The sequence below is a fragment of the Enterococcus sp. S183_ASV_20 genome, assembly GCF_018919685.1.
GTDB classification, from domain to species: Bacteria; Bacillota; Bacilli; order Lactobacillales; family Enterococcaceae; genus Enterococcus; species Enterococcus faecalis.
Genome location: NZ_JAHLRI010000026.1, coordinates 21,711 through 34,272, shown reverse-complemented (window position 1 = coordinate 34,272; position 12,562 = coordinate 21,711). Strand labels below are relative to the sequence as shown.

The 12,562-nt window shown below is 36.0% G+C and carries 13 protein-coding genes; 4 read left to right on the top strand and 9 right to left on the bottom strand.

The genetic code is table 11. The annotated features are described in order from the left end of the window. Positions 1–33 precede the first annotated feature (33 nt). The 3 genes from KQI94_RS10135 to KQI94_RS10125 form a co-directional block, all read right to left on the bottom strand. Positions 34–1,377 (bottom strand): NADH peroxidase, encoded by a 1,344-nt coding sequence (locus KQI94_RS10135; RefSeq protein ID WP_002369582.1) that lies wholly within the window; start codon positions 1,375–1,377, stop codon positions 34–36. A 185-nt stretch (positions 1,378–1,562) separates the two neighbouring features. Next, the gene (locus tag KQI94_RS10130) at positions 1,563–2,255 is read right to left on the bottom strand and encodes a response regulator (RefSeq protein ID WP_002369583.1); all 693 of its coding nucleotides are present in this window, start codon (positions 2,253–2,255) and stop codon (positions 1,563–1,565) included. Continuing rightward, a complete protein-coding gene (locus KQI94_RS10125) occupies positions 2,236–3,786 on the bottom strand; it encodes a sensor histidine kinase (protein ID WP_002369584.1) in 1,551 nt (516 codons plus the stop codon). Before KQI94_RS10125 ends, KQI94_RS10130 begins: the two co-directional genes overlap by 20 nt. A gap of 147 nt (positions 3,787–3,933) precedes the next feature. On the opposite strand from KQI94_RS10125, the gene KQI94_RS10120 reads away from it, so the two are divergent. Together KQI94_RS10120 and KQI94_RS10115 are read left to right on the top strand one after the other, a co-directional pair. Next, on the top strand, positions 3,934–5,259 hold the full coding sequence (locus tag KQI94_RS10120; RefSeq protein ID WP_216454389.1) for a 2-hydroxycarboxylate transporter family protein: 1,326 nt from the start codon (positions 3,934–3,936) through the stop codon (positions 5,257–5,259). 31 nt (positions 5,260–5,290) lie between these two features. Further along, on the top strand, positions 5,291–6,460 hold the full coding sequence (locus KQI94_RS10115; RefSeq protein ID WP_002369585.1) for an NADP-dependent malic enzyme: 1,170 nt from the start codon (positions 5,291–5,293) through the stop codon (positions 6,458–6,460). A gap of 73 nt (positions 6,461–6,533) precedes the next feature. Here the strand turns inward: KQI94_RS10115 and KQI94_RS10110 are convergent, their stop codons facing one another. From KQI94_RS10110 to ireB, 4 genes are all read right to left on the bottom strand, one after another. Further along, positions 6,534–7,382 carry a helix-turn-helix domain-containing protein gene (locus KQI94_RS10110; protein ID WP_002382173.1) on the bottom strand — a complete coding sequence of 283 codons (849 nt, stop codon included), beginning with the start codon at positions 7,380–7,382 and terminating at the stop codon, positions 6,534–6,536. A 500-nt stretch (positions 7,383–7,882) separates the two neighbouring features. Continuing rightward, entirely contained in the window at positions 7,883–8,188 is a 306-nt protein-coding gene (locus KQI94_RS10105) for a DUF1292 domain-containing protein (protein ID WP_002357933.1), read from the bottom strand. Between the two features lie 37 nt (positions 8,189–8,225). After that, positions 8,226–8,648 carry a Holliday junction resolvase RuvX gene (gene ruvX, locus KQI94_RS10100; protein WP_002357936.1) on the bottom strand — a complete coding sequence of 141 codons (423 nt, stop codon included), beginning with the start codon at positions 8,646–8,648 and terminating at the stop codon, positions 8,226–8,228. Continuing rightward, a complete protein-coding gene (gene ireB / locus KQI94_RS10095) occupies positions 8,645–8,914 on the bottom strand; it encodes a regulatory phosphoprotein IreB (protein WP_002357937.1) in 270 nt (89 codons plus the stop codon). Before ireB ends, ruvX begins: the two co-directional genes overlap by 4 nt. 435 nt (positions 8,915–9,349) lie before the next feature. Here ireB and KQI94_RS10090 point away from each other — a divergent pair, with 435 nt between their 5' ends. Together KQI94_RS10090 and KQI94_RS10085 are read left to right on the top strand one after the other, a co-directional pair. After that, positions 9,350–10,102 carry a threonine/serine exporter family protein gene (locus tag KQI94_RS10090; RefSeq protein ID WP_002357938.1) on the top strand — a complete coding sequence of 251 codons (753 nt, stop codon included), beginning with the start codon at positions 9,350–9,352 and terminating at the stop codon, positions 10,100–10,102. Positions 10,103–10,107: 5 nt separating this feature from the next. After that, complete coding sequence (locus tag KQI94_RS10085) at positions 10,108–10,608, top strand: threonine/serine exporter family protein (protein WP_002382172.1); 501 nt, start codon at positions 10,108–10,110, stop codon at positions 10,606–10,608. 51 nt (positions 10,609–10,659) lie between these two features. Here the strand turns inward: KQI94_RS10085 and KQI94_RS10080 are convergent, their stop codons facing one another. Continuing rightward, positions 10,660–11,526: a TIGR03943 family protein gene (locus KQI94_RS10080; RefSeq protein ID WP_002357940.1), complete on the bottom strand. Its 867-nt coding sequence runs from the start codon at positions 11,524–11,526 to the stop codon at positions 10,660–10,662. Positions 11,527–11,544: 18 nt separating this feature from the next. Continuing rightward, the gene (locus KQI94_RS10075) at positions 11,545–12,459 is read right to left on the bottom strand and encodes a permease (RefSeq protein ID WP_002369587.1); all 915 of its coding nucleotides are present in this window, start codon (positions 12,457–12,459) and stop codon (positions 11,545–11,547) included. Positions 12,460–12,562 lie beyond the last annotated feature (103 nt).

The window sequence follows — 12,562 nt, the reverse complement described above, 5'->3', positions numbered from 1 at the left end:
ACTATTTTTCAGCATCGTTCTTGTCTTGTTTTATTAACGTTCTTGTTTCACCGCTTCTAAAGCCGCTGTATTAATAATGTTCCAAGGTTTGTCAAACGCTGGTTGGAAGAAGAAGTCCGCATAGGCTAAGTCTTCAATCGTCATTTTGGCTTGAATCGCTAATGAAATAGCATTAATGTTTGCAGTTAAATCTGCTTTTGACATTAATTGAGCGCCTAAAATTTGTGTTGTTTCAGGATCATACACTAATTTAAACCAAGCTTTTTGTTTGTCTGGATTAAGGTCCATCAAGTAGTCTTCTACTACTGTCACCGCTTTTGTTTCTTTTCCTAATTTTTGAGCCATGACTTCGTTAATCCCTGTTGAAGCAAATTTATAATCAAAGACGGCCAAGCCAGAAGATCCTTGAACACCAGGGAAAGGTTTAACTGGTTCCTCTAGGTTTTTCACAGCAAAGCGACCTTGTTTACGAGCATTCGTTGCTAAGGCAATATTTACTTCTGTGTCTGCAGGATTGTATTTAATTAACGTAGCATCCCCTACTGCAAATACATCCGGCTCACTTGTCCGCATGTATTCATCCGTCTTGATTAGGCCATTCGGATGTAATTCCAAGGTACCTTTTAACCAAGCAGTGTTTGGACGGACACCAACCGCTACAACGACCAAATCAGCATCGTACGCATTTTTATCTGTAACGACTTTTTGCACACGACCGTCGCCTTCGTAACGTTCAACTGTTTCACCAGTTGCAATGGTAATATTATTAGCTTCCATCTCTTCTGTTAAAACATCTGTAAATTCTTTATCTAGATATACCCCTAATGGACGATCTAAAATGTCAATAACAGTAACCTTTTTGCCGGCTTTTGCAAATGCTTCGGCAGCTTCAATCCCAATATAACCACTACCAATCACAACCACATTATTGACTTCTGGATCTACTGTTTTTTGTTTTAATTTAATGGCCCATTGACGACCACGCATCAAGTAAATATTATCCAAATCTTTACCTGGAATATCTAATTCAAATGGGACAGCTCCGGGACTGATGATTAATTTATCATAATTTTCAACACGTTCTTCACCTGACACTAAATCTTTCACTGTCACTTGATGTTCTTTTGGTTGAATCGCTGTAATTTCAGTATTAGAAAAGACATTTACACCACGGCTCTCCATTTTTTCGCCAGTCATATAGCGAACAGAATTAACATCTTTCACTTTTCCTTCTAGGTACAACTGCATGCCACAAGACAAGAATGAGATAAAATCACCTTTCTCATACCATTGAATTTCTGCATCAGGATGAAGATTTAGTAATTCCTCTACCGCTTCATAACCTCCATGTGATGATCCTAAAACAATAACTTTCATCGCTCGTTCCTCCCATATAATATTATTTCTTACATAATAAAGAATATCATATATTCTCAAAAAATAACAAATAATATCCTCTTTTCCATTCTCAATTAAGTTCTTTAAATGAGAATAAAAAGGAGTATCCTCTGTATTTCGCCACTTTTCAATTACTTTTTTTATTTACTAAAAAATAAAAAATACTAAATTCTCCGATACGATTGATAGGGACGCCCCACTTTTAAATAGCTATTTTTACTTTCTAAAAGGTTATTTTTTTCTAGAAACAACACATATTTACGAACAGAAACATGTGAAAGCTGACTCGCTTCTGATAATTCTTGAATCGTAAAATAGTCGGTAAATTTGTCTATTTTTTTTAACAATAATTGTAATGTTGCTTGTGTTAGTCCTTTTTCTAAGGACATGTTTTGAAGATCTTGTTCATTTTTACGTGCGTTTGTCTGTGAATAATGAAATAATTGGTCCACTTTTGTTTGCGAAAGCTCCTTCGTTTCCAGCGTGAATTGAGCAGTTTTTTTCTGATAGTTTTCGATACTTTGTTGAAATCGCTCAAAAGAAAAGGGTTTAACTAAATAGTCTAAAACGCCTAAATGTAAGCTTCGTTTAACATTTTCCAACTCGTTGGCAGCCGTAATCAGGATGACTTCTGTATCAATTTTTTCATCTCTAATTGTTGCCAGATAGGTCAAGCCATTGCCATCTTTTAAATGAACATCTAATAAAACAAGTGCTGGTTGTTTTTCTTTCGTTAGTTGTAGACCTTCAGCAATTGTTGCCGCCGTATAAATAGTCGGTTGGTGAATTAATTTTTCAAGATATTTTTGATGTATATATGCAACCATAGGATCGTCTTCAATAATCAATAGGTTCATTTTCCTCTGCTCCTTCGTAATGAACATTTATGCGAATGACAAGCCAATTGTTTTGTTGGTTTTCCCAAGTCAATGTCGCTTCCGCATTCTCTAATAATCTTGCCAAATAAGAAGTGAAAAACTCTTGTTCAAAGCGTTCCAGTTGTTCTTTTGGATAAGCAAACGAATAAGTCGTCGTCAAACTTCCTGGCTGATAATCAATGGTTTCAATGATCTCTTCTGGTAACGGTTGTTCCATCAGGAAACGATGAATATAACGGTAGATAGCAATCAAATTTTGTGTATCTTCATCTCGTTTATTTGGTGGAATTTCTGGATAAATTTCAATAGCTAATTGTGTTTTAATTTCTGCAAACTTGATTCTTTCCCCACTTAAAAAACCTGCTAAAATAGGATTCCTAACCAAAATAGCTAAGCGCTGTGCAAATTCCTTTTCTGGTTTCAATAAATCGGCTAGATAATGTTTTAGCGCCTCATAATCTTCTAAATCGACTAAGCCATAAATGACATGCATCTTATTCATAAATTCGTGTGATTGACTTTGTAATGCCGAAGCATATGTTGTTGTGCTGACAAGCTGTTCTGCGACAATAAACGTTTCCGTCGCATTTTTCAGAAAGATAACATGCCCAATTGTTTTTTTACGGACATTAATCGGGGCGATTGAGACGAAATAATCCTGGCCATTTTGACGATAGAATTGCTCTGTTTTTGAATGTACGATTAATTTTTCAGGAGATAAAACCAATGCTGAAAGTTTCTTTCCTAGTAAATTTTCTTCACTATTTGTTATATTATGATACATTTTAGTTGCTTCAATATTTGCTAATAAAATATTTTGATCGGTATCAATCACAAGGATTGCGTCTTTCGTTTCCTCAAGCATGGCGTTTCGCTCTTCTAATAGACGAGCAATTTCTCTTGGCTCTAAATCGTGAAGTTGTTTTTTTAAATAATAAGAAACCACGATGGCTAATATAAAGCCAAAACCAACACTTAAAAGGACACTCACTGTGTAATCATTTTTTGTTCGTTCAATCAATTGTGAAAGCGAGGTCATTTTAATGCCCATTGCCACAACCCCAATTTGTTTTCCTTGATCATAGACTGGGACAAAACCTCGTAATGATTCTCCTAAACTCCCTTGACTAACAGATAAATGTTCCTCCCCTTTTAATGCTCGCACTTCATCGCCACCTTCAAAATGCTTACCTATTTTTTGGCGATCAGGATGTGTTAAACGAATCCCCTGCATATTCATAATCACGATAAAATCCAACTGATGGATTTCACCTAAACGAACCGTATACGCTTCCAATTCATCTGAATAGTGATCATTCTTTAAGGCTTCAATAACATTCGGTTCAATAGCCAACTGTTCCCCGACGGCTAAAAGTGCTTGCTCTTGGTTTTTACGAACTTCTTTAATTGTTTGAACCGTCGTTACTCCGTAAAAGAAAGTAATCATAATAATTAATGTTGCAATAAAAATCACTGATAAGAAGCACCATAATTTCCCGCCACGCTTCATTCCATCCCTCTTTTCTCTTCAAATAAAGTATAGCATAGGAAGATTTGGTTAAAAAACTTTTCTTTAGTTAAATTAATTAAATAATCTACTCTACAGAAAACGTTTACATTATGATGAATATAGATTAAAGTTATAGGAGGAAATAGCATGGAAAAGAAATTGCACGCAACAGCTGCTAATGAAACAGATTGGCGCAACAAATTAACCAAAACGAGGATTGGTTCGGTTACGTTACCTGTTTATCTTGTAACAGCTAGCATTATTCTTGTTACGGCTCTATTAGAACAACTACCAGTCAATATGTTAGGTGGTTTTGCCGTAATTTTAACAATGGGTTGGTTACTTGGAACAATTGGTGGAAATATTCCTATTTTGAAACATTTTGGCGGTCCCGCAATTTTATCTTTATTAGTACCATCAATTATGGTCTTTTTCAATTTACTCAACCAAAATGTCTTAGACTCAACAGATATTTTAATGAAACAAGCAAACTTTCTCTATTTCTATATTGCATGTTTGGTCTGTGGAAGTATCCTTGGAATGAACCGCAAAATTTTAGTCCAAGGTTTAATGCGCATGATTGTCCCGATGGCATTAGGAATGATTTTAGCAATGGGCGTTGGGACCCTTGTTGGAACGCTGTTAGGTCTCGGTTGGAAACATAGCCTTTTCTATATCGTCACTCCTGTTTTAGCTGGTGGAATCGGTGAAGGCATTCTTCCTTTATCCCTTGGTTATAGTGCCATTACTGGATTGCCAAGTGAACAATTAGTGGGGCAATTAATTCCCGCAACCATTATTGGTAATTTTTTTGCTATCATGTGTTCAGGTTTACTTAGTCGTTTAGGAGAAAAACGCCCTGAACTTTCTGGACAAGGTCAGTTGATCAAAATTACCAATTCAGATGATTTAAGTGATGCTTTAGAAGAAGACAAAGCACCAATTGATGTAAAATTAATGGGCGCTGGTGTTTTAATTGCGTGTACCTTATTTATTACAGGCGGTTTATTGCAACACTTAACAAGCTTTCCTGGTCCTGTTTTGATGATTGTTGTCGCAGCCTTTTTAAAATACTTAAATGTAGTACCGAAAGAAACCCAACGCGGATCAAAACAGCTTTATAAATTTATCTCTGGCAATTTTACGTTCCCGTTAATGGTCGGCTTAGGTATGTTATATATTCCTTTAAAAGATGTCGTAGGAATGCTTAGCTGGCAATATTTTGTTGTGGTAATTAGTGTCGTTTTCACTGTTATTGCTACAGGATTTTTCGTTTCACGCTTCATGAATATGAATCCCGTTGAGGCTGCCATTGTCTCCGCTTGCCAGAGTGGTATGGGTGGGACTGGCGATGTGGCTATTTTAAGTACAGCCAATCGAATGAACTTAATGCCGTTTGCACAAGTTGCGACACGTTTAGGCGGTGCCATTACAGTAATAACAATGACTGCTATTTTTAGAATGCTTTTTTAACCATAAGTGAATTATTTAGGAGGAAAATGATATGTCAACAAAAGATGTAAAAGAATTAGCGATTGAGCAAGCAAAAAAATTGGGGGGGAAATTAGAAGTCTGCCCTAAAGTTCCGATTGAAACAAAAGCAGATTTAGGAATTGCCTACACACCAGGTGTTGCGGCTGTTTCTTCTGCCATACATGAAAAAAAAGAACGCGCCTACGAATTAACAACAAAGAAAAACACCGTCGCCGTTATCAGTGATGGTTCAGCAGTTTTAGGTTTAGGTAACATTGGTCCTGAAGCAGCGATGCCTGTCATGGAAGGAAAAGCTGCATTGTTTAAACGCTTTGCTGGTGTGGATTCGATTCCCCTTGTTTTAGATACACAAGATACTGAAGAAATCATCCAAACAGTGAAGTTTTTGGCTCCAACCTTTGGAGGGATTAACTTGGAAGATATCAGCGCTCCTCGTTGTTTTGAAATTGAACAGCGTTTAATCGATGAACTAGATATTCCCGTTTTCCATGATGATCAACACGGGACAGCGATTGTTGTTCTAGCGGCTTTGTACAACAGCTTAAAATTAATCAACAAGAAAATAGAGGACATTCATGTGGTAATCAACGGCGGTGGCTCCGCTGGTCTTTCGATCACAAGAAAATTTTTAGCTGCTGGCGTAAAACATATTATCATTGTTGACCGTGCAGGGATTCTGAGCGAAACAGATACAGCTCTGCCACCACACCACGCAGAAATTGCGAAGCTAACCAATCGGGAACACCGTACCGGTGATTTAGCTACTGCTCTTGAAGGCGCTGATGTCTTTGTTGGTGTTTCGGCACCAGGCGTTTTAAAACCTGAGTGGATTCAACAGATGAATGAGCAGCCAGTTATTTTTGCAATGGCTAACCCAGTTCCTGAAATTTTTCCTGATGAAGCTTTAGCGGCAGGCGCTTATATTGTCGGAACTGGTCGTAGTGACTTTCCGAATCAAATTAATAATGTGTTAGCTTTCCCTGGTATCTTCCGTGGTGCCTTAGATGCTCGGGCGAAAAAGATTACGATTGAAATGCAAATTGCCGCTGCCAAAGGTATTGCAAAATTGATACCCGATAATGAACTCACGCCGACCAATATTATTCCCGATCCATTCCAAGAAGGAGTCGCAAAAGTCGTCGCCGAAAGCGTCCGTAACGCTGTCAAAGAAACAAATTAAAAAGAGAAAAAAGGAACAACTTAACTCAAGAGGAGTTAGGTTGTTCCTTTTTTAAATCTGAAACGCTAATCTATTATTTAAAACTGATATTAAACTCTTGCATATCTTTTTCAATATAAGCAAGTAATTTTTTATTTTCAAAGAAACGTGTAAAGTAGTACGCAATACGATAATCTTCAACAGCATCTAGTCCTAGCATTTGTTTATTAAACGCTTTTTCGTATAATAAGCAATCTAAAGAATAAATAGAACTGTGTGTCCGATTAATTTCGATTCCTTTATCACTTAATTCAATACTCTTTGCATAGTCTTTAATTAATGAATAGAATTTTGCGGTATTATAATAAATACGACATTGCTCTAATGGATAATCTAATTTGAATTCGCTTAGCAATTGTAAAGATTTATCGTAATAAACTTTTGCTTTTTCAATATCATCTTCTAATTCATATAAAATACCAATCGCATTCATGCTCAAAATATTATAAATATTAATATCACGACTAATTTCAGAACCACGATGTAAATAGAACAATGCTTCGCTATTATTTTTCTTACCTAATAAACTCGTAATTCCTTTATAATAGAAAAATTTTGTTTCTAAAATTCTGTTTGAACTTTCGATATCATCTGGATAGTCTTTCAACAAATCATAGGCTTCATCGTGCTTAAAGTAAAAGCATAATTCTTCTACTTTATTTAATAAGCTTTCGAGTTTTTTCTCACTAGAACCTTCGATACATTCTTCCACTTGTAAGTCTAAACGTAGACATACAGATGAGAAAATGTCTAAACTGTCACACACATTTTTGTTTTCAATGTTACTAATTGTTGCTTGTGTACAAATTCCTTTTGCCAATTCAGCTTGCGATAATTTTTTCTTTTTACGCGCTGTTTTGATTTTTTCTCCCGCTACTCTCACAGTCAAAACTCCAATCTTTCTATTTTTTTTGTATTAAACATACCATCATTTTACAGATAATGTTATAATGAAGCTATCATAATAAAGGAGGTGAAATATATGTTTGATTTACTTGCTTTATTAACTGGAATTTCAGTTCGTGGCAATGCACCACACCAATAATTACGTGTTTGTTTAACTGAATTTCTGACGGCTCTACCTATGCCAGTAGGTGGAGCCATTTTTTTATTTAATATTATAAAATTAACAGTATTTCTAAAACCTCACACTTAGTATAACACAAATTATAAATTATGCTAGATAGTTACCAAATTAACGTCATTACAAGGATGTTACGTTTTTACAACATCTTGTAAAACTAGACATTACTGTCCTTCTTTATCCACCACACTCAATGATAGCGATAGTATCTTATGATAGAAACAACATGTACATTATAACAATTATTATTAAGAAAGCTACTTCTCAATAGGAGAAGTAGCGCTTCTCTCGTTACAGTTTTACTCTTCTTCTTCAGCCATGAATGTATTGAAAACTTCTTCAATCATATCCCATTCAGCATCTGTTTCGATTTGCTGTAAATCGCCTTCTGTACCTTCTGCGTTTTCCACATATGAGTAAGCTTGCAATTCAACATCTTCATCCTCAGGAATTCCTGCTGGATATAATAAAACATAATTTTTACCGAATTCTTCTTGACCGTCAACAGTTAGTAAGATCTCGTATAATGTTTCATTTCCTTGTTCGTCTACTAAAGTAATGTGTTCATGTCCTTCGTGATCATGATCGTGGTTGTGTTCTGTCATTCTTCTTCTCTCCCTTGATGTATTCAAAGCTCGATAATTATCGGCTATGTGCATCTAAATAATTTTGTAGAATCATTACTGCCGCTAGTTTATCAATGACTTTTTTTCTTTTGGCTCTTGAAGCATCTGCTTGCTCCACCAAGAAACGCTCTGCTTGGACAGTTGTTAATCGTTCATCTTGATAGTCAACAGGTAATTGAAATAATTCTTGAATCTTATCACCATATGCCATGGATGCTTCAGCTCTAGGACCGATGGAATTATTCATGTTTTTCGGTAAACCTACGACAAATTTCGTGACTTCGTATTCTTTCACCAATTCACCTAATCGCTCAAAACCGAAGTTCTCTTCCTCTTCATTGATGCGAATAATTTCGATGCCTTGTGCTGTCCAACCTAATAAATCACTAACAGCCACACCGACTGTCCGTGAACCTACATCTAGCCCCATGATCCTCATTTGATATCGATTCCGTGGTTCGCTAAGTAATATTTGGTTAATTCTTCCATGATTTCATCACGTTCATGACGACGAATTAAGTTTCGAGCATCTTGATAACGAGGAATGTAAGCCGGGTCCCCAGAAAGTAAATACCCTACTATTTGGTTAATAGGATTGTATCCCTTTTCTTCTAATGCCCGATATACGGTTTCTAACGTTTCACTGATTGCTTTTTTTCGATTATCATCAAAATCAAAGCGTACTGTTTCGTCTGTAAAACCCATTTTACTACACCTCACTTCTACTTTTATACAATTTCATTTTACTAGAAAAGAACCGAAACTACAAACAAAATTTCTTCTCCTTCTCTCTTTTTTGTTATTTCTTAGTCTTTTATTAATAAAGGCTTCGTAAAAAAATGACAGCCATCGATAATTTTAAAATTATAAAAACAAATACACAACTTTATAAAACAAGAATAAAGCTCTGCTAAATCGCCAGAATATCACCTTTCCCTCCAATTCATTTTGCGAAAAAATCGACGTTTCTCTTTTGAAAACTTTTAAATATCTATGATTAAATAATATCAGCCTTTTAATGTTACAATTCGCTAACAATCTGTTTACGATGTAAATTTTCGATTGCAGCTGTTATTTATTTCCTCTTTTTGGTTCGTTTGTAGTACACTAGAAGAAAATACATAAAGTGAGGCTTGCTCAATGACTCCTGCTCATTTGGATTTACTTTTAGAAACCTGTTTGTTAGCTGGTAAAATTATGATAGAAAGCGATGCAGAAATGTACCGTGTTGAAGATACAATGAGCCGAATTGCGCTTGCTTCTGGCAACTATCGAATGGTTAGCTATGTGACACAAACTGGGTTATTTGTTGGCATAGATGGAACCTCCACGATTCGTATGGTTCAAGTAATGAAACGTGGCATTGATTTAGAAAAAATCTCTCGTGTGAATCAGCTGTCTCGTGCTTATGTGGCTGGTGATTTTTCTTTAGAGGAATTACTGAATAAACTAAAAGTGATAGATAGTGAACACCGACATTTTCCAATTAGCGCACGCATTGTTAGTGCGGCTGTTGTCAGCGCTACAATTATGATTCTTTTTGGTGGTGTCTGGTCCGATTTGTTCTTGACTTTTCTGATTGGTGGTTGCGGCTATAGTCTTTATTATTTTAGTTTAAAGTTTCTCAAGATTAAATTTTTATCTGAATTTTTAGCTTCGCTGTTCATTGGTGCAGCCGCTATCCTTTCAGTCAAATTGGGACTCGGACAATCACAAGATTTAATCATCATTGGTTGTGTCATGCCTTTAGTGCCTGGTGTGCAAATTACCAATGCTCTTCGCGATTTGCTAGCCGGACACTACTTATCGGGTGTTTCTCGTGGGACTGAAGCATTAATGACTTCAGGAATGATTGGTTTTGGCATTGCTTTTGTCTTTCAACTTTTCTATTAAAAGGAGTGACTTACTTGCTAGGAATCGTTTTGGTACAATTTATCTTTAGTTTTTTAGCTTCTGCGGCGTTTGCAATTATTATTAATGTTCCTCGACGATCACTGGTGGCTTGTGGTCTAACTGGTAGTGTAAGCTGGATGCTTTATTGGGTAATCGTTGAAGTTTTTAGTGGAAATGCGGCATTAGGTTCCCTTATCGGTGCTGTCGGTGTTGCGGCAGTAAGCTACCTATTCTCAAAAATATTGAAAATGCCTGTCACGATTTTTAATATTCCTGGTATTGTTCCATTGGTACCTGGTGGCTTAGCTTATCAAGCTGTTCGGAATATCGTAATTGGCAATTATGAAAAAGGTGCCTATTTTACCGTGCAAGCTGTAATGATTGCTGGGGCAATTGCGTTAGGCTTAGTCGCTTCTGAGGTTTTCAATCAGAATATCCGCAGCTTTCGAGAAAAAAGAGAATCTTTGGGTTTTATTCGTCGTAAACGCAACAAAATTAAAAAATAGATAGCAAAAAAGTTGGTTGCTTCCATTTGATAAGGAAGCAACCAACTTTTTTTAAAAGGAACGATAGACATATTGATTTTTTGGTGCTTGATCTGCTTTGACTTTCTCCACTTGAACAGTTGGTATTTGTCGTTTAAACGGTGGATAATAGGACAACTCAACCGTGCCGGTAATCGTTACCCAATCATTGTTTTGAAATTGGGTATGTTCAGGAAAATGAACCAACAAGCCAAAAACGCCAGAATCAGCGACACAATGAATAATTCCAAAACGGAAGACAAACTGGTCAACACTTTCTTCTCGTTTTGAATTATAGACAAAGCCTTTATAAGAAATCCTTTTCCCTGCAAATTGACTTGGATAATTATAGATTAGTTCCATAATTTCCAAATAGTTTTCATCCGTAATTGAAATCACAGATTGGCCATCATATTGTTTCATGGCTTTTGCCATCTGCTTGTCATAATCCGTCTTATTGAAATACATACTTGTATCAGGTTTCAAATATTGCGTTTGCATATCAGGATCCCCTACTGATTCTTTACTTACTGGAAAGTTAAATCCTTTTGCTTCAACAATTGTTGTGTCTAAACTAACTGTCGGAAATAATAAGCCAACAATCAATGGTAAAGAAAGTAGTAAATAGGCAAGCCCTCTTTGGCTGGGTTTTTCCAAATTATGCTGATGGCCATGATGTTCATGTCCCCCATGTTGGTGCATGTCTTCATGTTTTTTTTGCATTGATGGATCTGCTTGGTTCCACAAAATCAATTGGACAATCGCCATAATAAAAGCTAAAACCATTGATAAAACAGCTAAGTAATTATAATGAATATTGATATATTGGTTCAGTTCACCTGAAATTTGAAGATACATCATCAACCCCATATATCCAATTAAAATAATAAATCGTATCATCGATTGTAGGCCTCCTTTCTAAACTACTGCCGCATAAATAGTTACGACAAGCGCCACTATCAAAACAAATTGTACAATGAATGACATTTTAAAATAACGTTTCATCATCAATAAATTTTTAATATCTACCATTGGACCAAAAACTAAGAAGGCGACAATTGGTCCTGTGCCAAATAAACTCAAAAGAGAAGAACCAATAAATGCATCTGCTTCTGAACAAAGTGATAGAGTGGCAGCGATGACTAGCATGACTAGAATCGCTAAAATCTTTGAATGGCCCAATTGCATAAGCGCACCAGTTGGGATATAGGTTTGCATGATTGCTGCTAACAAAGAACCAAAAATTAAATAACGACCCGTATCAAAAAATTCATCAATACTATGGGTTAACGCTGACCAGCCGTTTTTCCAAAATGAACGAGATTCATCAACGTGTTCATGCGTATGAGCAACCTGCTCTTCTTTAATCTGCGCCAACTCTTTTTCTGTTAAAATTGATTCTTTTCGAAAATAAGCTAACCAAATGCCGATAACCCACGCGACAATCATACTACCTAAAACTCGCCAAATCACAAATTTTGTTGCGCCACTAAAAGCTACGTATGTTGAGAATAGCACAATCGGATTAATGATTGGTGCCGTTAACATAAAAGCAAAAGCGGTATGTGTTGGTACATCTTTTTTAACAAATTGATGCACAATTGGGACGATCCCGCATTCACAAGAAGGGAAGAAAAACCCTAGGAAACTACCTACACAAATTGATAAAAATTTATTTTTAGGTAACACTTTTTTTACTCGTTCTGGTGTTAAAAAAACATGTAAAGCGCCTGAAATCAAGCAACCTAACATGACAAAAGGCAATGCTTCGATAATAATCGAAAGAAAAATAGTGCTCATCTGTAAAACAGAGTTTGGTAAAAATTGAAACATCATAGACCTCCCACTAGTAAAAATCTAGTTAACTATACTCCTAACACCAGACAAACACAAGTATTTGTCAAAAAATTAACTAAGAGTTTAAAAGTATTATCAC